The organism is Polynucleobacter sp. MWH-Jannik1A5, assembly GCF_018881795.1.
GTDB lineage: Bacteria > Pseudomonadota > Gammaproteobacteria > Burkholderiales > Burkholderiaceae > Polynucleobacter.
The window spans coordinates 221,952-242,278 of the sequence record NZ_JACVPQ010000001.1; the positions used below are offsets into that span (position 1 = coordinate 221,952).

General features: G+C 47.4%; 15 protein-coding genes and 1 pseudogene. 6 read left to right on the plus strand and 10 right to left on the minus strand.

Going from position 1 to position 20,327, the window contains the following annotated elements; all coding sequences use genetic code 11:
• Nucleotides 1-28: 28 nt before the first annotated feature.
• Together cphA (ICN23_RS01030) and cphA (ICN23_RS01035) are read left to right on the plus strand one after the other, a co-directional pair.
• A pseudogene (gene cphA, locus ICN23_RS01030) lies at nt 29-2,209 on the plus strand (cyanophycin synthetase); the annotation flags it as partial.
• A 12-nt stretch (nt 2,210-2,221) separates the two neighbouring features.
• Nucleotides 2,222-4,792, plus strand: a complete 2,571-nt coding sequence (gene cphA / locus ICN23_RS01035; RefSeq protein ID WP_216230529.1) for a cyanophycin synthetase — start codon at nt 2,222-2,224, stop codon at nt 4,790-4,792.
• 89 nt (nt 4,793-4,881) lie between these two features.
• Here cphA (ICN23_RS01035) and ICN23_RS01040 read toward each other — a convergent pair whose 3' ends face one another.
• From ICN23_RS01040 to ICN23_RS01065, 6 genes are all read right to left on the minus strand, one after another.
• Entirely contained in the window at nt 4,882-5,880 is a 999-nt protein-coding gene (locus tag ICN23_RS01040) for a class 1 fructose-bisphosphatase (RefSeq protein ID WP_216860526.1), read from the minus strand.
• A gap of 66 nt (nt 5,881-5,946) precedes the next feature.
• On the minus strand, nt 5,947-8,556 hold the full coding sequence (gene pepN, locus ICN23_RS01045; protein WP_216230530.1) for an aminopeptidase N: 2,610 nt from the start codon (nt 8,554-8,556) through the stop codon (nt 5,947-5,949).
• Between the two features lie 45 nt (nt 8,557-8,601).
• The gene (locus ICN23_RS01050) at nt 8,602-9,177 is read right to left on the minus strand and encodes a TMEM165/GDT1 family protein (RefSeq protein WP_216230531.1); all 576 of its coding nucleotides are present in this window, start codon (nt 9,175-9,177) and stop codon (nt 8,602-8,604) included.
• 94 nt (nt 9,178-9,271) lie between these two features.
• Nucleotides 9,272-10,390 carry an alanine dehydrogenase gene (ald, locus tag ICN23_RS01055; RefSeq protein ID WP_216230532.1) on the minus strand — a complete coding sequence of 373 codons (1,119 nt, stop codon included), beginning with the start codon at nt 10,388-10,390 and terminating at the stop codon, nt 9,272-9,274.
• A gap of 12 nt (nt 10,391-10,402) precedes the next feature.
• Nucleotides 10,403-11,728 (minus strand): amino acid permease, encoded by a 1,326-nt coding sequence (locus tag ICN23_RS01060; protein ID WP_281777481.1) that lies wholly within the window; start codon nt 11,726-11,728, stop codon nt 10,403-10,405.
• A 301-nt stretch (nt 11,729-12,029) separates the two neighbouring features.
• Nucleotides 12,030-12,779: a ThiF family adenylyltransferase gene (locus tag ICN23_RS01065; protein ID WP_216230534.1), complete on the minus strand. Its 750-nt coding sequence runs from the start codon at nt 12,777-12,779 to the stop codon at nt 12,030-12,032.
• Nucleotides 12,780-12,801: 22 nt separating this feature from the next.
• Here ICN23_RS01065 and pdxH point away from each other — a divergent pair, with 22 nt between their 5' ends.
• Nucleotides 12,802-13,437, plus strand: coding sequence for a pyridoxamine 5'-phosphate oxidase (gene pdxH, locus ICN23_RS01070; RefSeq protein ID WP_216230535.1), 636 nt, complete (start codon nt 12,802-12,804; stop codon nt 13,435-13,437).
• 9 nt (nt 13,438-13,446) lie between these two features.
• Here pdxH and msrA read toward each other — a convergent pair whose 3' ends face one another.
• Nucleotides 13,447-14,007: a peptide-methionine (S)-S-oxide reductase MsrA gene (gene msrA / locus ICN23_RS01075; protein WP_216230536.1), complete on the minus strand. Its 561-nt coding sequence runs from the start codon at nt 14,005-14,007 to the stop codon at nt 13,447-13,449.
• A 61-nt stretch (nt 14,008-14,068) separates the two neighbouring features.
• On the opposite strand from msrA, the gene ICN23_RS01080 reads away from it, so the two are divergent.
• Nucleotides 14,069-15,466 (plus strand): coniferyl aldehyde dehydrogenase, encoded by a 1,398-nt coding sequence (locus tag ICN23_RS01080; RefSeq protein WP_216230537.1) that lies wholly within the window; start codon nt 14,069-14,071, stop codon nt 15,464-15,466.
• A 5-nt stretch (nt 15,467-15,471) separates the two neighbouring features.
• On the opposite strand, the gene leuE is transcribed toward ICN23_RS01080, so the two are convergent.
• Entirely contained in the window at nt 15,472-16,149 is a 678-nt protein-coding gene (gene leuE / locus ICN23_RS01085) for a leucine efflux protein LeuE (RefSeq protein ID WP_216230538.1), read from the minus strand.
• 250 nt (nt 16,150-16,399) lie between these two features.
• On the opposite strand from leuE, the gene ICN23_RS01090 reads away from it, so the two are divergent.
• The gene (locus ICN23_RS01090) at nt 16,400-17,896 is read left to right on the plus strand and encodes a DEAD/DEAH box helicase (RefSeq protein ID WP_216230539.1); all 1,497 of its coding nucleotides are present in this window, start codon (nt 16,400-16,402) and stop codon (nt 17,894-17,896) included.
• A 2-nt stretch (nt 17,897-17,898) separates the two neighbouring features.
• On the plus strand, nt 17,899-18,471 hold the full coding sequence (locus ICN23_RS01095; protein WP_216230540.1) for a chorismate lyase: 573 nt from the start codon (nt 17,899-17,901) through the stop codon (nt 18,469-18,471).
• A gap of 16 nt (nt 18,472-18,487) precedes the next feature.
• Here ICN23_RS01095 and ICN23_RS01100 read toward each other — a convergent pair whose 3' ends face one another.
• On the minus strand, nt 18,488-19,312 hold the full coding sequence (locus tag ICN23_RS01100; protein WP_216230541.1) for a uroporphyrinogen-III synthase: 825 nt from the start codon (nt 19,310-19,312) through the stop codon (nt 18,488-18,490).
• 14 nt (nt 19,313-19,326) lie between these two features.
• A complete protein-coding gene (hemC, locus tag ICN23_RS01105) occupies nt 19,327-20,292 on the minus strand; it encodes a hydroxymethylbilane synthase (protein ID WP_216230542.1) in 966 nt (321 codons plus the stop codon).
• Nucleotides 20,293-20,327: the final 35 nt, after the last annotated feature.

Genomic DNA, 20,327 nt, shown 5'->3' on the forward strand with positions numbered 1-20,327 from the left:
CCTGGCGACGTCCATCGCAACACTGCATATGCCCCAATTACTAGATAAATCCATCGAGATTCTGAGCGTTAAGCATCTCCGTGGCCCCAATATGTGGACCTACCATCCCGTTATAGAGGTATGGGTCGATATTGGCGATTTAGAGGACTACCCCTCTAATCTCATTCCTGGCTTTTATGACCGACTTGTTAAAGCAATGCCAAGCCTGGTTGAACATCGTTGCAGCTATGGTGAAACTGGCGGGTTCTTAAAGCGCGTTGAAGAAGGCACTTGGCCTGCTCACATCATGGAGCACCTGACGCTTGAGTTACAAAATTTAGCCGGCATTCCTGGCGGTTTTGGCAAAGCACGTGATGGAGATCGTCGCGGTGTTTATAAAGTGATGGTGAGTGCAATCAATGAAGAGGTGACCCTCACTGCTCTCAAATATGCACGTGACCTCTATCTGGCTTTGGCACAAGACAACATCGATTGTGCTGCTCTAGTGCAAACCATCATCGAAAATTTACGCGATCTTGGGGACGATCTTTTACTAGGTCCTAGTACCGCTTGCATTGTGAATGCAGCAGAAGAGCGTGGCATTCCATCAATTCGTTTATCTGAAGGCAACTTAGTTCAATTGGGCTATGGCGCCAAACAACGTCGTATCTGGACTGCCGAGACTGATCAGACAAGTGCGATTGCAGAAACCATCTCTCGCGATAAAGATTTAACCAAGAGCTTGCTGCGCAGTGCTGGTGTACCAACCCCTGAAGGCAGAACCGTTACTAGTCCTGACGACGCCTGGGAAGCTGCTCAAGATATTGGCTTACCGGTGGTGGTGAAACCAATCGACGGCAATCATGGTCGCGGTGTATTTATTAATCTTTATACCCAACAAGAAATTGAAGCAGCCTACGCGGTTGCGATTGATGAAGGTAGTGAAGTGTTAGTTGAGCGCCATATTGTTGGTGATGAACATCGCCTACTCGTGGTTGGCAATAAAGTAGTTGCCGCTGCAAAAGGCGAGACAGTTTGGGTTACTGGCGATGGTAAGCATACTGTTTATGAACTCATTCAAATCCAGATTAACTCTGATCCACGTCGCGGCACTGCTGAAGAGCATCCTTTGAATCCTGTTCGAATTGACTCTGCAGTAGAGCTTGAACTGGTACGCCAACAACTAACTGGCGACAGCGTTCCCGCTATTGATCAAAAAGTATTGATTCAAAGTAACGGTAATGTTGCATTTGATGTCACAGACTTAATCCACCCCGATGTTGCTAGCCAAGTAGCTTTAGCCGCTCGTGTCGTTGGTCTAGAAATCGCAGGCGTTGATTTGGTTGCACAAGACATTAGCAAGCCATTGGCCGACCAAAATGCTGCCATTGTTGAAGTCAATGCTGGCCCTGGCCTGCTGATGCACTTAAAACCTGCTAGCGGCAAACCTCAACCAGTTGGCAAAGAGATTGCGGATCATCTCTTTCCTCCTGGCACCGACTTCCGCATCCCAGTAGTAGGTGTTTGTGGCGAGCGCGGCAAAACACCTGTCGCTGAAATGATTGCGCACTTCTTGCGCTTAACCAATGTCTACGTTGGCCTATCTTGCAGCAAGGGATTATTTTTTGGCAATCGTGCCATACCGAATTCCAACGCATCCAATTGGGAGAATGCCCGTCGCACACTTCTGAATCGGGCAGTAGAAGCGGTGGTTATTGAGAACAATCACTTATCGATGCTGATCGAAGGCTTAGCCTACGATCGCTGCCAAGTTGGCGTGGTACTCAATGTGGATCCGAAAGCTAACTTCCCGCAGTATGCGATTTACGACGAGGATCAAGTCTTTAGCATCGTTCGCACACAGGTTGATGTAGTGCTACCCAATGGTACAGCGGTGCTAAATGCAGATGATGTAATGTGCGTGCAAATGGCAGAGCTTTGTGATGGTGATGTCATCTTCTTTAGTGAAAATCCAGACTCTGAGATTATCAAAAATCATTTGCTGAATGGCGGACGTGCAGTAACGATTGGCAAACAACAAATTACCCTGAAATCCGGTAAGTTGGATCAAAAATCAATCCCTGTACCGCGCCACTCAGAAGCAAACAACTCTACTCCTTGGAAGACTATGAACTTGGGCGCAGCGATTGCGGCTGCCTGGGCTTTAGATATTCCGTTTAATGTTATCGAAGCAGGTGCAGAAACTTTTGTACCTGACGCTACTACTGCTACAGGGGCTTAATTGGAAATCACCCGTATTCGCATGTTGCGCGGCCCAAATTTATGGAGTCGCCATACTGCTCTAGAAGCCATTGTTTCATGTGATGCATCTGAGCGGTCTATTGATTCCATTCCCCAGTTTGAAACTAAGATTCGTGAACGCTTTCCACAGCTCGGTAGCATGCGTCGTGGTGGTCACAATGAAGTGCTATCCCTTGCACATGCTCTTGAGCACGCTGCTCTTGGACTTCAAGCTCAAGCAGGTTGTCCAGTAACCTTTAGCCGCACAGTACAAACGATCGATGTTGGCGTCTATCAAGTGGTAGTTGAGTACATAGAAGAAGTCGTTGGTCGAATGGCTTTCGACTTTGGCTTTGCTTTAATTCAAGCAACACTGAACGACGCACCCTTTGATCTAGCTGCAGCCCTCTCCGAATTAGAAGCGCTTTATGAAGACGTCCGTTTGGGGCCCAGCACTGGATCCATCGTCGATGCTGCTGTACAGCGCAATATCCCCTATCGCCGTATGACCGAAGGCAGCATGGTGCAATTTGGTTGGGGCAGCAAACAAAAACGTATTCAAGCTGCAGAAACCAGCGATACCAGTGCAATTGCAGAAGCTATTGCACAAGACAAAGAGCTTACTAAGAATTTACTCGCCGCTGCTGGCGTATCAGTACCTATTGGTGAGGTAGTAACAACTGCGGATGATGCTTGGCGTGCCGCTCAAAAAATTGGTGGCGCCATTGTTTTAAAACCAAAAGATGGCAATCAAGGTAAAGGTGTCGTTGCCAACATTCAGACTGAAGAAGAAGTGCGCGCTGGCTTTATCGTGACCCAAGCCTTTGGTCGTGAAACCATTGTTGAGCGTTATCTGCCCGGTGCGGACTATCGCTTACTTGTAGTGGGCAATCGTCTATCTGCTGCTGCACGCCGTGAACCTGCGCAGGTTGTTGGTGATGGCACTCATACAGTGGCCGAATTAGTCGAAATGGAAAACAAAAATCCATTACGTGGCGACGGTCATGCCACAGCGCTTACCAAAATTCGTTTTGATGACATTGCCCTAGCCCATTTAGCAAGCTCTGGCCTTACCCCACAACATGTTCCCAAAACTGGTGAGCGAGTTTTACTGCGCAACAACGCCAATCTGAGTACCGGCGGCACCGCAACGGATGTGACTGACGACGTTCATCCTGATGTTGCTGCAAGCGCTGTTGCAGCTGCTCAAATGATTGGGCTTGATATTGCTGGCGTAGACATTCTTTGTGAGTCCATCTATAAACCGCTGGAACAGCAAGGTGGTGGCATTGTGGAAGTGAACGCTGCACCTGGTTTGCGTATGCACCTCAAACCATCCTATGGCAAAGGTCGCCCTGTTGGCGAAGACATCGTCAATATGATGTTCCCTCCAGGTGAAGATGGACGCATTCCCGTAGTTGCAGTTACTGGCACCAATGGTAAAACCACTACCGTTCGCCTAATCTCTCATTTATTAAATGAAACCGGTTTACGCGTTGGCATGACTGGTACAGATGGTGTTTATATCAACCATCGCTTAATCGACACCGGTGATTGCAGTGGTCCGAAGAGCGCCCGTAACGTCCTAATGCATCCCGATGTGGATGCAGCAGTATTGGAGACTGCACGTGGCGGTATGCTTCGTGAGGGTCTTGGTTTTGATCGCTGTGAAGTTGCGGTTGTCACTAATATTGGCGAAGGTGATCACCTAGGTCTCAATTACATTACCAGTGTGGAAGATTTAGCCATTCTCAAGCGAGTCATTGTTCAAAACGTTGCCCCTACTGGTGCTGCAGTTCTCAATGCTGCTGATCCAATGGTTGCAAAGATGGGTGACAAATGTGCTGGGCGGGTTATTTTCTTTGCTCAAAACCAGCATCATCCGGTCATTGCAGCGCATCGCGCTAAGAATAAAAAAGTCATTTACTTTGATGGTACTTATATAGTTGCCTCTAAGGGTTCACGCGTGATGTTCCGCTTCCCTGTCAGCGAGATTCCATTGACTCAAAATGGTGTTCTTGGTTTCCAGGTAGAAAATGTGATGGCCTCTATTGGTGCCGCCTGGGCTCTAGACTTGGATGCGGAAAAGATTGCTCGAGGGCTTCATAGCTTTGAGAGCAATGCCAATTCTGTGCCAGGACGCTTTAACCAATTCCAACACAATGGCGCTACAGTGATTGCTGACTATGGTCACAATCCTGATGCAATGCGTGCTTTAACCAGCGCTATTGAAGCGATGAAGCCGAATAAGAGTCATGTGGTGATTAGCGGTGCAGGCGATCGTCGCGATGAAGATATTCGTGACCTCACTCGCATCCTAGGCAATGCTTTTGATAACGTCATCCTCTATCAAGATGCCTGCCAGCGTGGGCGTGAAGATGGTGAAGTCTTAAAACTACTTCAAGAAGGTCTAGTTGGCGCTACCAAAGCGAAACAGATTAAAGAGATTCATGGAGAATTTAAGGCAATCGATACAGCCCTTAATGATCTTTTGGCTGGCGATATCTGCCTCATCCTCATTGATCAAGTAGAAGAATCACTTGCCTACCTCAAGGAAAAGGTAAAGCCTTAAGGACAAATAGATGGCCCTCTGAAATTACTTCAGAGCAATAAAAAACCCAATCAACGGATTGGGTTTTTTATTTTGGAGAGCTAGCATACTTATGAGTGGTAGTGCTGAATACGATCGATCTCTTCTTTCGAACCCAACATCACAGAAACGCGCTCATGTAAATCGGTTGGCTGTAAATCCATAATCAGATCTGTACCATTGGTTGAGGCGCCACCCGCCTGCTCCACTAAGAAACTCATAGGGTTGGCTTCGTACATCAAGCGTAACTTGCCAGGCTTATGTGGCTCACGCTGATCCCATGGATACATAAACACACCACCACGGGAGAGAACGCGATGTACATCTGCCACCATAGAGGCGATCCAACGCATATTGAAATCTTTATCGCGCGCACCACTCACACCAGCAAGACACTCTTCAACATAACGGCGCACTGGATCAGCCCAGTGACGCATGTTAGACATGTTGATTGCAAACTCTTTGGTGGAATGGGAAATTGTTACTGAATCCTTGATCAATAAAAACTCGCCAGTGACTTTATTGAGCGTAAACATCACCACACCGTCACCTAAGGTCAATGCCATCGTGGTTTGAGGGCCGTACACGACATAACCAGCAGCAACTTGATGGCGACCTGACAATAAGAAATCAGAGTTCTCTAAAGGTGCGTTTGGGTCTTGCTTCTTTAGAACAGAAAAAATGGTCCCAATAGAAACGTTCACATCAATATTGGATGAGCCATCTAGTGGATCGAACAGCAGCAAGTAATCGCCCGTACCGTTTACTGGTACTGGCAACTCCATCTCTTCAGAAGCCAAACCAGCAAGTGATTTGCAACCCTTCACTCCATCAATCAGCAAATCATTTGCAATGATGTCGAGTTTTTGTTGGACTTCGCCTTGTACGTTGCCGGTACCTGCAGAGCCGAGCAAACCAATCAATGCGCCCTGAGCCACCTCATGACTCAGTGTTGAACAGGTATTGACTACCGCCGTAAGCAAATCTTGCAATCCAGCAGGAATAGCCGCGCCCGCAGGTTTTGCAGATGTTAAATACTGCTTGAAATTAATATGGGTACTCGAGGACAAAGGTATTTCTCCAGTTTTTTGCCAAAGTGGTTTCTTGGGCTCTATTTTGCCTTGTTATTTAGGGAGCTAGTTACCTAGCGCCTTTCCTATCACCTCTCTCACATCTGGAGAGAGTGTCTGGCACGCCGAAACCCGCTCCAGAGCCGCTTTCATGCGATCTTGATAGGGTTGAGCAAATAAGCGCCAGCGATCCAGGGCTCTAGCAAGACGAGCGGCAACCTGAGGATTGATGGGATCTAAGGCCAATACGCTATCAGCCCAAAACTCATAACCACTGCCATCAGCCTGATGAAAGCTTGCCGGGTTATTTGCGCAGAAGGCATGAATCACGCTGCGTACTCGGTTGGGATTATTTAACTTAAACGCAGGATGCTCACGCAGCTTCTTCACTTCCTCCAGCGTAGAGTCAAGACCATCAACTGGCGGACGGCTTGATTGCAAGCCAAACCACTTATCAATTACTAAAGCATCATTGGCGAATCGGTTGTAGAAATCAATTAAACAATCTTTGGCTGGTTTTGCGCCATGCACCACCAACGCCGCTAAAGCAGCGTAACGATCCGTCATATTGTCAGCAATCTGATATTGATTGGCAGCCATTGGTGCCCATACTTCCGGCGCCGCTTCAAGCAACATGCTTAAAGACAAGTTCTTAAGTGCGCGCTTTCCAGAATCCACTCCGTCTGATTTAAAAGGTCCAGGCGTTTGCATTTGCTGATACAAAGCAGCCCACTCCAGCTGGAGTTGCTTAGCAATTTCTCTGCGGAAGGCACGGCGTGCACTAAATATCTTCTGCGGATCCACGCTCGTACATTGCTCATACAAATAGGACTCCGCAGGTAGCGTCAGGGCTAGATCTTTAAAGGCTGGATCCAAGCTAGGATCGAGCAGGATATTGCGATAAGCCTCAATGAGATGGGCATCTGGCAAGCGATTATTCAGAATCATTTGCATTGCTAACTTTTGGCCAGCCTCCCAGCGATTAAACGCATCGTCATCACTGGAGAATTGCGTCAAGAGATCTGCTTCAGACTGCTCAAAATCTAAGTTGATCGGCGCCGAGAAATTACGATTAATCGATAGCACTGGACGCTCTGCAATATTGTCAAAGGTCCACGTCTGACTACCTTGCGTCAGCTCCAGCAATTGTTCTTTTTGATCGTTCGCCTTGGTAATTAAGCGCATCTTCAATGGAATATGGAAAGGCTTCTTCTCGGGCTGGCCTGGACTAGGCGCACAACTTTGCGTCAGCGTGAGTTGGTACTGTTTTTTGGCAGCGTCGTATTGCTCTTGCACCTTCACTCGTGGAGTCCCCGCTTGGCTATACCAATTCTTGAACTGAGTCAGGTCTTTATTATTAGCATCAGCCATCGCCATCAAGAAATCATCGCAGGTCACTGCTTGCCCGTCATGGCGCTTGAAATACAAATCCATCCCTTTACGGAATCCCTCTCTACCCAAGAGAGTTTGATACATCCGAACTACCTCAGAGCCCTTCTCATACACGGTAACGGTATAGAAGTTATTAATCTCTTGGTATTCATCAGGACGAATCGGATGCGCCATCGGACCCGCATCTTCTGGGAATTGGAGTTGACGTAGCAATCGAACATCTTCAATGCGTTTGACTGCCCTACCAGATTCGCTGCCCATTTGGTCAGCAGAAAACTCTTGGTCCCTAAATACCGTTAAACCTTCCTTCAGCGATAACTGAAACCAATCCTGACAAGTGACGCGATTACCAGTCCAGTTGTGGAAGTATTCATGTGCAACAACGCTTTCAATATTGGCAAAGTCAGCATCAGTAGCAGTTTCTGGTTGCGCAAGGACAAACTTGGTGTTGAATATGTTCAAACCCTTGTTTTCCATTGCGCCCATATTGAAATCACTAACAGCCACAATCATGAAGCGCTCTAAATCCAATTCCAAACCAAAGCGCTTCTCATCCCAGTGGATTGAAGCAATCAAAGAGTCCATGGCATGACGGGTTTTCTTCAGATCATGCGGCTCAACCCAAATCTGCAAGAGCTTCTTAGCACCACTGCTGGTCGTAATAGTCTCTTCAATACACTCCAACTTGCCTGCCACCAAGGCAAACAAGTACGAAGGTTTAGGAAACGGGTCTTCCCAGGTAGCGCTGTGCCAACCATTTGGAAGTTTTTCTGTATTAATCAAGTTCCCGTTAGATAACAAGACCGGGCACTCTGCTTCTCGAGCGCGTAGCGTTACTTTAAATCGTGCCATGACGTCTGGACGATCTAGGAAATAAGTAATCTTTCTAAAACCCTCCGCCTCACACTGCGTAAAGAAGTTGCCATTAGAAACGTACAAACCCATCAAGGTGGTATTTTTCTCGGGTACACAAACGCAAATAATTTCAACAACAAATTTTTCTTGACCTTCATTTGGTAAAGAATGAATGGTGAGTGTTTCTGGGGTTAATTCAAAATGGCGATGGGCTTCACCATTAATCCGTAGACTGACGAACTCGAGTTCATGCCCAACCAATACCAAGGGAGCCCCTGGTTCAAAGCTTTTGCCTGGCAGAACTTCAATTCGACTTTTAACAATCGTTCTAGCTGGGTCTAAGGCAATATCGAGCTCGACCTGATCGAAGTTGTAAACAGGTGGGCGATATTCGAGCCGACGAAAGCTCTGTGGGAGATCAGTTTTCATCAGCCTATTTTAAGTCTAGGATGACAGACGGGTATGCCGACTAAATCAAGCCCAGATTAAGGTGGCAATCCCAATGGCAATAAAGGTAATGGCAGCTACCGCATGCACCCACTTGATAGGCATGCGCTTAGTGAATTTTTGGCCAATCCAGACCGCAGGCGCGTTTGCCAACATCATCCCCAATGTGGTGCCAATGGTTACCGAGACTACATCCTCATAACGGGCGCCTAAGGCGATCGTCGCAATTTGCGTCTTATCGCCCATCTCAGCTAAAAAGAACAAACCCGTGGTTAGCAAAAATACTTGTAGGGCTTTGTCGGCGACTTTAGACCCAGATGCATCGTCAATGTGATCTGGTACTAATAACCATAAACCAATACCCAAGAAACTTAAACCTAAAATCCAGCGCATGACATCAGGCGATACTAGGGTCGTTAACCAATGACCTAGCAAAGCAGCACACGCATGGTTAGCAATCGTAGCGATAAAGATTCCGGCGATGATCGCTAATGCTTGCTTTGGATAGCGGGCAGCGAGCATCAAAGAAAGTAATTGAGTTTTATCGCCCATCTCCGCCAAGGCTACTACCCCGGTAGAGAGCGCTAATGCTGAAAAATCCATGTATTCGGTAGGTCCAGTAAGTTTTGTAATGTTTAGTGCATTAGGGATAGTTTAAATCCCTGACCCACTGGACCTGCTTATTCCTACAAATGCGCTATGCCACAAATAACTCCTCAGCCAATGCGCAATCCAGCCCTTGGGCTAGCGCGACTGGCTTTGAAGTCAATACACCCTTGTGAACACTCAGGCCATTACGCAGATGATGATCAATGGAAAGTGCTTTCATCACCCCACGATTAGCCAAAGCCTCCACAAAGGGATAGGTCGCATTGGTTAGTGCAAAGGTAGATGTTCTGGCGACCGCACCTGGCATGTTGGCTACACAGTAATGAATTACTCCATCCACTACAAATGTAGGATCTGCGTGAGTAGTGGGTTTGGAGGTTTCAAAACAACCACCTTGATCAATGGCTACATCAACCACCACCGATCCGGGCTTCATTTTTTTGATCATGTCATGCGTTACCAACTTCGGTGCTGCGCCACCAGGAAGCAATACTGCGCCAATCACGACATCAGCCTCACAAACTTCCTGCTCAATGAGCAAGCTATCTGAGTAAAAGGTTCGCACTCGATTGCCATAAAACATATCGATTTGACGCAGGCGTTCGATATCACGATCAAAGATACAAACATCGGCACCCATCCCCACTGCTATTTGCAATGCGTTACGACCCACTACTCCGCCGCCCAGAATCACAATTTTGGCTGGCGAGACGCCAGGCACCCCCGCCATCAATACACCCAGACCACCATTGGTTTTCTCTAAGTGCGTTGCAGCCGCTTGAATGGACATTCGACCAGCTACTTCACTCATAGGGGCCAATAAAGGCAGAGCGCCATTCATTGAAGTAACCGTTTCATAGGCTATACAAGTTGCACCCGACTGCAACAAAGCCTTCGTTTGTTTAGGGTCTGGCGCCAGATGTAAATACGTGAACAGAATTTGATCTTCGCGCAACATGGCGCACTCTTGCGCCTGAGGCTCTTTCACTTTCACAATCATCTCCGCCTTATGGAATACTTCTGCCGCGCTATTGATTAAGCTAGCGCCAGCAAGCCGATAAGCCTCATCACTCAAGCCAATCTGCTCCCCTGCTCCTCGCTGCACCAGGACAGAATGTCCTTGCTTGCAAAGCCCACTTACGTTACCCGGTGTTAAACCCACCCGAAACTCATTATTTTTTACCTCTTGAGGTACGCCAATAATCATTCTGATCTCCTATTATTTAAAGTCACGCTTACTTGCTGTTTTTCGATGTAGCCCCACGATATAAAACATCACGAGGTACACCCCCAATAAACACGGGCCCACTATGAGTGCGATCCGCGCATCCTCATGAAAGCCCATAAGCACTACCACTAAGCCAATAAATGCCAGAGCAAACCACGAGGAATACGGCCACCAAGGAGCGCGATAGGCGAGCTCAGCTACTTGGGATTTTGATAAGGAGCGACGAAATTGAATTTGCGTAATCAGAATTGCAATCCAGACCATCAAGCCAATAAAAGTCACCGCAGCCATCATGTATTGAAAGGCTTTATCAGGCACGAAGTAATTCAGCACCACGCCTGTCATACAAACTGCAACCGTAGACATCACTGCACGATGTGGCACGCCCTGCTTTGAAAGTTTTGAGAAAGGTTTAGGGGCATAACCATTGGACGATAAGGAGTACAGCAGACGTCCGCCACTAAAGATGCCGGCATTACAGGAAGAAAGTGCGGCAGTAATCACGACGAAATTGATTAAGCCCGCAGCCTCACGCAAGCCTAATCTCTCAAACATCACTACAAATGGGCTACCTTGATGACCCACTTGATTCCAGGGGAAAATGGCCAAAATCACCAGAATGGCGCCCATATAAAAAATCAAGATGCGCCATGCTAAGGAATCAATTGCCATGGGAATTGTTTTTTGTGGATTCTCGGCCTCACCCGCAGATAGGCCAATCATCTCAATACCGACATAGGCAAACAAAACCATTTGCAAGGACAGCAACATACCGCTAATACCATTTGGAAAGAAGCCGCCGTGTTGCCATAGGTTACTTAAGCCTATAGGCTGCCAATCGTTGGTAAAGCCGAACAAGATGACTGAGCCACCAAGAGCAATCATCGCAACAATAGCCACTACCTTGATCAATGCAAACCAAAACTCAAACTCACCAAACACTTTTACTGCGATGAGATTGATTAGGCCCATCATCACAATTGAAGAAAGCGCCCAGACCCACTGCGGCGTTTCTGGAAACCATATTCCCATATAGATTCCCACTGCAGTGACTTCAGCGATACCGACCACAATCCAGTAGGTCCAATACCCCCAGCCCACCATATATCCAGCTAATGGGCCAACATAGGTATTGGCATAAGCCGCAAAAGAACCGGCTACAGGCTCGTGCACTGCCATCTCACCAAGTGTGCGCAGAACAATAAAGGCGACGATACCTGCCAATAAATAACCTAACAGAATGGATGGTCCAGCAATTTGAATTGCGCTTGCCGATCCAAGAAATAATCCAACGCCTATCGTTGAGCCCAAAGCCATTAAACGAATATGGCGTACTTTGAGATGGCGCTTTAAACCAGTTTGTTCAGTCTGCAAGAGAGACCTCCTTTCGAATTGTCATTGGCGACTTACCAACGAAGCAAAGTCTAGGGAGGAGTGGTGCCCAGCACTAGGGGATTAAAATTACTAAAGTGATTAATTGAATAAATCTACGCAGACAGAAATAAAAATGTCTTTCAAATCAATGGGCGGCTTTGCAATAAATAATTAGTGACTGCAAAAGAATCAGTAACTTCCTACAGGGAATCCCCTTAAGGATTGATGACACGTTTTGAAAAAATTAGCTTGCCGCGATGAGATTGAGGATTTCTGCTGCCGCAGCCAAGCCACAAGCAGCAGTTACCATCACAGTGGAGCCGTAGCCAGAGCAGGCAAGGCCGCCGCTAGAGGCGCCAGCCCGCGGTTCGTGTGAGTAGATAGCACGAATGCCAATTTTTTTCTTAAGATTTCTGGAGAAACCATGATCCTGTCTAAGACCTTGGCGCACTTTTGCCAAAAGCGCATCTTGTTCTGTACGCGACAGATCATCACAGCGTACTGAAGTAGGATCTGACTTTCCACCTGCGGCACCACACATGACTAAAGCGCGCTGATTTTTCACGGCCCAAACAGATAAAGCAATTTTGGTTTGCACGGAATCAGTGGCATCTAATACCAAGGCATTTTCTGGAATGAGCCGATCTAAATTTTCAGGCTCCAAAAATTCATCGCAAGAAGTGAGTTTGATTTCAGGATTGATTTGTAGAATACGCTGTGTCATTGCCTCAACTTTTGCCTTACCGTACTGCCCTTCTATAGCGTGCAACTGTCGGTTGGTATTGCTCTCAGCAATGTGGTCAAAGTCAATTAAAACCAAATGTCCGATACCGGTGCGTGCTAATGCCTCAGTGGCCCAGGAGCCAACCCCTCCTAAGCCAGCCACTACTACGGTTGCCTTTAGAAAGCGCTCACGCAGCTCTGGCCCGTAGAGTCTGGAGACCCCGCCAAAACGACGATTTTCTAAGCTGCCTTCTACCTTGTCTTCTGCCATAGCTTCTCTTTATACTGAATAAATGGACTCCATTGCTCAACTCCGCAAAAACTACACCTTTGGCCAGCTTTTAGAGACCGAGGTTCCTCGAGACCCTTTAGAGCTTTTTAAGCTCTGGTTTGAGCAAGCAATCAAGGCAGAGTGCCCAGAACCCAATTCCATGACCCTAGCAACTGCTGATCAAGCTGGAAATCCATCAGCTCGTATTGTCTTACTAAAAGGCGCTGACGAAAATGGCTTTACCTTCTTTACCAATTATGAAAGTCAAAAAGGTCGGGATTTGGCTATTCGCCCTCAGGCCGCCCTGCTGTTTCATTGGCACGAATTAGAGCGTCAAGTCCGTATTCAGGGCATTGTTGAGAAGGTCAGCGCCGCAGAGAGTGATGAGTACTTCCACTCGCGCCCTCCCGCCTCCAGAATCGGTGCATGGGCTTCGCCTCAAAGTACTGCAATACCTAACCGTGAATTTTTAGAAGAAGCAGAAAAACGCTTCAAAGCAGAATTTGGTGATAAACCACCTCGTCCAGAGCATTGGGGTGGATATCGCCTACGTCCAACTGAAATTGAATTCTGGCAAGGTCGCCCTTCTCGATTGCATGACCGCATGCACTACAAGCTAGATGGAAATCAGTGGCACGTAAATCGCCTAGCTCCTTAGTAATTTGACCTAGGAATACTGGGGCGAAATCAGCGATTTAAATTTCGCCCTGAATTTAGCAAGCTTAGGAGCAACTACAGCCATGCAATACCCCTGGTTGGGGTGTTGCTGAAAATAATTCTGGTGATAGTCTTCTGCTGGATAAATGATTGGTGCAGAATCAATCTGGGTCACCACAGGATTAGAGTAGATTTTTGCATCCTCCAACTCCTTCACTACTTCATGGGCAATCTTAGATTGGGTTTGACTGTGCGTAAAAATCACAGAGCGATATTGCGTTCCATGATCATTGCCCTGATAGTTCAAGGTAGTGGGATCATGAATCACAAAGAAAATCTCCAGCAAATCTCGGAATGAAACCACTTGTGGATCAAATAGGATGTCAACGATTTCAGCGTGGCCCGTTACGCCGGTGCAAACTGCCTCATAGCTTGGATTAGGTCTTGCGCCGCCAGCGTAACCAGAAACTACCGATTTCACCCCAGTAATTTGCTGATAAACCGCCTCAAGACACCAAAAACAGCCTCCACCCAAGGTGGCGCGCTCTAGATCTGGGTCTTTTTTATTCATAGTCTGTTCCATGGCTTTATCCTAATGCCTTATTTCAATGCTTGCCAACTATTAATACACCATGAACCGCTTCACCATACAACTCGACGAAATTAAAGCAGCCTACGCCACAGAACCCAATCCGTCACTTGAAGTCCGATTGGAGCGCATTGGTCGAATTGAAAAGATGATCGAAGCAAATGAAGAAAAAATCTGTAAGGCTCTGGCTGCAGATTTTGGTGTGCGTCACCCCATTGAATCTCGCCTCGCTGAATTTCAGATGGTTTACCAAGCCTATAAATATACGCGTAAGCATCTAAAGGAATGGATGAAGCCTGTGCAAATGGAAACGCCCTCTTTTATGGGATCCTCAGAGGCTTGGATTGAAAGTCAGTCATTGGGCGTAGTTGGCATTATGAGTCCATGGAATTATCCAGTTCAGCTAGCGCTTATTCCAGCGATTGCCGCTTTTGCTGCCGGTAATCGCGTTTGGCTTAAACCATCCGAACGTAGCTCCCGCACCTCAGGATTTTTAGCAAGCTTAATTCAGGAATACTTTCACCCAAGTGAATTTTGCGTGAGTACCGGTGGCGTTGATGTGGCCGAACAATTTGCGGCTCTACCTTTTGCTCATCTCTTTTTTACAGGATCAGAATCCGTTGGCAAAAAAGTGATGCGTGCTGCAGCAGAAAATCTTACTCCCGTTACTTTGGAGTTGGGTGGCAAAACCCCAGCCATCATTGATGCATCAGCAAAACTCAAGGAAGCGGCCGCAGCGATTGTTTATGGAAAACTACTGAATAGTGGACAAACCTGTATTGCGCCTGACTATGTATTGATCGACCAAGCCAATCGCGATGGGTTCATCCAAGAGCTACAGACGGCGGCACAAGTGCAATTTAGTAACCCAGAAGAGCTCACTGGACCGATTGATGATGAACAATTGCAATACTGGCAACATTTGCTGGCTGATGCGCTCGATCGTGGCGCAAAAGCAGTCCCCTTGTTAAACAACCCGTCCGCAGGCGCCAGAAGATTTGAACCGGTCGCACTAGTCGATGTTCCGCCTGAGGCACGAGTATTGCATGAAGAAATTTTTGGTCCAATTTTGCCAATATTGACAGCTAACAATACTGTTGAAGCCATTCATTACATCAATAGCAAACCGAGTCCTTTAGCTCTTTACTGGTTTGGTAAAGACAAAAAGAATATGCAGCGCGTTTTAGAAGAGACGCGTTCTGGTGGCGTGACCATCAATGACGTCCTATTGCATGCAACGATAGAGTCACTTCCATTTGGCGGTGTTGGTGCTAGCGGTATCGGTTCCTATCACGGCAAAGCAGGCTTTGATACCTTTAGCCATCAAAAACCTATTCTTGAGGTGCGCGGCCTACTAGGTACGAATCTTCTCAAGGGCACTAAACCCGCTCGCCCTCCTTACGGCAAGAGCGCCGAGAGACTACTCAAGCGTCTTAGATAAAAAATTTAGATGTAAATCAATCGCGCTGCGAATCCAATAAATAGGAAGCCGGCTGTGATCCACAGTACGGCGGCAGAGCGAGGGTGACTCTCAAAGTACTTTGAGAAAAATTGACCTGCACAAATCAGGCAGCCTAAATAGGTCATGCTCATAAGCTGCAAGACTGTCGCCAGATACAAAATGGTATGAGCTGGATGTGAAGCATCTGGACGGATAAATTGCGAGAAGAAGGCAATGAAGAAAAAAATTGCCTTTGGATTGGTTAACGACAAAGTTAATGCCGCTAACATAGGATGCAGTTGCATGAGTCTCACTTGAATTTCATAAGTCTTCGCGCGCTGACCTAGAGACCAACGCTGCACACCACTTCGCAATAAACCATACCCCATCCAAGCCAAATACAGCGCACCCGCAATACGCACTAGAGCGAAGACAATCGGGGAAGTCGTCAAGATGGATGCAGCACCTAATGCCACACCAATCATCAGTATCGAGTCTCCAACAAATATTCCGAGCGCACCCCAGGTGCCAGCGCGCCAACCCTTTTGCGCAGCTATCGTCAAAACATAAAGTGAATTAGGGCCTGGTAACAAAATAATGAGCAAAGTCCCAAGCAAGTAGCCTGAGAAATCAACAATGCCGGCATTCGCTGGCGATAAGAGACTGTAAGAGAGCCATTCCATCTCGATATCATAATTAATTCGGGAAAACCCTTGTAATCGTGCGCTCAAACTGTCATAATGAGAGGCTTTTTTAAGCAATTTGATTCATCGCCCCCCAGCTCTATTTCAGCGTACCGTTTAGAAGTCATAAACACAGAAGTCACAAAACGCGCTGCCGCTTGTCTGATGGTCGATGCCTTTGACCATCGCACCCTTTAAAAACTATGGGTGCAACATACGGAGACATCCCTTAAAGGGGATGTGTAATAGCATGACTTTTTCTAAAGAAACTAAACACGAGCCGAAAGACTCAAAGAGCACTGGAAATGAATTCCAGAATTTCGCCCTAGCGGCATCACTCCTTAAAAACGTTGCTGAATTGGGTTTTACCCAAGCCACTTCTGTGCAAGCTCAGGTTATTCCTGCAGCCTTAGCCGGTGGTGACTTATTGGTCAGCAGCCAAACTGGTAGCGGCAAAACCGCAGCCTTTTTATTGCCTTTGATTAATCAACTCATCGAAGACAACCCGAACAACTCACCTGTACCAGGTCGCGCACAACCTAAAGTGTTAGTGCTCTGCCCTACTCGCGAATTGGCTCAACAGGTTGCCGCTGATGCAGTCAACTTAGTTCGTGGCATGAAAGGTATCCGCATCGCAACCGTAATGGGCGGCATGCCTTATGGCAAGCAAATCCAAGCGTTGAAAGGTGCATTGTTAGTTGTTGCAACTCCGGGTCGCTTACTCGACTTGTGCGACAGCAAAGCAATTCGCTTAGATGATGTAAAACAACTCGTTATCGACGAAGCTGATCGCATGCTCGACATGGGATTTGCTGATGATCTCGAGGCTATTGATAAACGTTGCGCAGGCCGTAACCAAACTTTGATGTTCTCTGCAACTTTTGCGCCAAAGATTATGTCTTTAGCAAATGAGTTGACCACAGATGCCAAGCGCATTGAACTTGCTCACGCAGGTGAAAAGCACGCCAACATTGAACAGAAGTTGCATTGGGCCGATAGCATGTCACACAAGCATAAATTGCTTGAGCACATTTTGGCTGACGCCGATTTAGATCAAGCAGTTGTGTTTGCATGCACTCAAGTTGAGAGCGAAAAAATTGCTGACACATTGCGTGCCAATGGCTACGAAGCAACTGCACTTCATGGTGCAATGCCTCAAGCTGTGCGCATGCGTCGTCTCGAGTCTTTGCGCAAAGGTCACACCAAGATTTTGGTTGCGACTGACGTAGCGGCTCGCGGTATTGATGTGCCACGTATTAGTCACGTGATTAACTTTGGCCTACCAATGAAACCAGAAGACTATACGCATCGCATCGGTCGTACTGGTCGTGCAGGTCGCAATGGCGTAGCTATCACTTTGGTTGAACATCGTGATCGCGCCAAGATCCGTAATATCGAACGCTTCACACAGCAAGATATCGTTGCCTCAGTTATCGCTGGTCTTGAGCCACAAGCCAAGCCAAGCTTTGGTGGTGGCGGTGGTCGTCCTGGTGGCGGTCGCTCAGGCGGTGGTGGCGGTCGTTCCGGTGGCGGCTTTGGTGGTAATCGCTCCGGCGGCGGTGGTGGTCGTTATGGCTCAGGCGCTCGTTCAGAGTCTCGCTTTGGCGGCGGCGGTTCAGGCGATTCACGTCCAGCCCGCTCTGCTGACTCACGTCCAGCACGCTCTGGTGATTCACGTCCAGCAGGTGGTCCGCGCTTTGCGAAACCAAAGGCTGGCGGTCAACGTCGCAACTTTAGCGGTAGCTAAAAATGATTCACCGTAATCGCCTCCGTTCTGCATGGAATCGAGTCGGTTCCGGTGAAATCCATCGGGCGCCACGCGAGTGGCAACCTTGGCTAAGCGATACCGGGTCTCTCACCCAAAAAATTGAGAAAGCAATTGGGCAAAAACTAGAAGTACAGGTTTTGCGTGACTGCCCTCAATCACTTAATAGCGACGAAAGTCGCTATTTTCATTTCAAGCTCAGACGCTGCCGAGTGCGTGAAGTGCTTCTCTGTGCCAATGGGACTCCTTTAGTCATGGCGCATAGCGTCATACCTACTTTAAGCTCTAGCGGCAGCAATCATGCGGTTCTACGCCTAGGCAAAAAGCCTCTAGGTGCTGTGTTATTCGCCAAAACCCGCAAGCACTCAAAAGCAAAGCCTCCGCGAGATATTGCTCGTTTAGATAAAAGCAGTGAATTGTGGAAAAAGTGCTCTAAGCATTTTTCTGGTTTGAGTTCGCCCCTATGGGCACGACGCACTCTTTATCGCCTGAAGGGTCACCCGCTATTAGTAAATGAAATTTTCTTGCCTGCTTTATTGGATGCTAGGAAGGATTAGCTCTTCACTGTTACTTTTAGATTGTTAGCCAAGCTAAAGTAGATTTAATTAAGGCTTCATCACCAGGCTCACTGGTAAAAACTTCACCAAATCCAATTAACTCAGCGGCATCAGCAATATTGTGATGTGGGCAAAGCGCGCTAGCCGCATTGAGGTTTTGAGTAAATTGACCGTTCATCACCTCACCTAGATAACGGACTGCCTCAGAGGAAGTGAGCAACCAAAGAGATTTACTTAAATCCATTTCTCGCACTAGATGCCATGCAGGGTTACCCAGATCTAAAGGCACGCGGCTGTAGGTGGAAATTGCTTCTACAGTAGCGCCAGCTTTTGTTAATGTGTCAGCCAGCCAATCACGACCACCCTCACCTTTAAAGATCACTACTTTTTTGTTCTGCCAACTAGATTGCAGAGATTGAAGTTCCTGCCAAAGACCCTCAGAGTCCCAGTTTTCATTATTTTTAGGGATGATGATAGGCGTCGGTATTGCTTCTAAACCAATGCCATGGTTTTTTAAAGCTAGATTGCTACTGCCCCCCATCACACCTATCGGAATAACTTTTTTAGAGAAGTCTTGCCAGTCGCGCTCTAGTAATCGCATCACGCTCTCAATGGCATTGGGACTCACAAAGATGGCTAGGTCGGCATCACTCAAGACAGTAGCAATGTGGTCAGCCAAATGCTCATCAGCCTTCGGAACAATGGTGAGTAATGGTAATGACAATATTTCAGGGAGACTACGTTTTCCTACTCCGCTCGCTTCGATTGCGCGAGTGAGTACTTCAATCAGCTGACGAGCTTGACCACTAGGTCTTGTGACGATGATAGTTTTAGTGCTCATCGCTACGGTTATGTTTATTTAAAAATTTTTGGGATTAAATCTGCTGCGCCTTGTGAGAGCAAGTCTTGTGCGACTGCGAGCCCCAAAGCCTCTGCGTCTTCCACTGACTTCACTTGCGCACTGCCATTTGCCAGGCAAATCGCTTTACCATCCGTACTCGCCACAAAGGAGCGAATCTGCATTTGATTTTGATCCCAGACTGCGTGCGCAGCTAAGGGCACCTCGCATGATCCACCCAATTGACGAGACACCATACGCTCAGCAGAAACTGCAAACAAGGTAGGTACGTCGTTTAATGGAGCAAGCCACTGCTTGATGTTGGGGTGCTTACTTAAGGTTTCAATACCAAGAGCGCCCTGGCCTGCAGCAGGCGTGTAAGGATCGTATGGCAAGAATGCGCGGATGCGCGACTCTAAACCTAAACGCTTAAGACCAGCAGCAGCCAAAATAATTGCCTGATATTCACCGCGATCTAATTTACCCATACGCGTATCTAAATTACCGCGTAATGGCTGAATCACCAGATGGGGAAACCTTGCACGCAACACGGACTCTCGACGCAGACTTGACGTGCCAACGATGGCGCCCACAGGAAGATCTTCAAGACTGGCGTAATCATTGGAAACAAAAGCATCTCTTGCATCTTCTCTAGCCATAACGCAAGCAAGGTCAAAACCCTCAGGCATCACCATGGGGACATCTTTTAATGAATGCACTGCTAAGTCAGCCCGACCATCCTCAAGGGCAGTTTCCAGCTCTTTTACAAAAAGACCTTTACCACCCACTTTAGAGAGGGCTTTGTCCAAAATCTGGTCACCACGGGTTGTCATGCCCAAAATCTGGACATCACACTCAGGATAGAGCTTTTTAAGGCAATCCCGGACATGCTCAGCCTGCCACATGGCCAGGCGACTTTCACGGGAGGCGATAACAAGGCTCTTTGGAGCGGCTATAGGGGAAGAATTCAGGGTTTGGGACATAACATTTAAAATAATCAAAGACCTACACCAATATA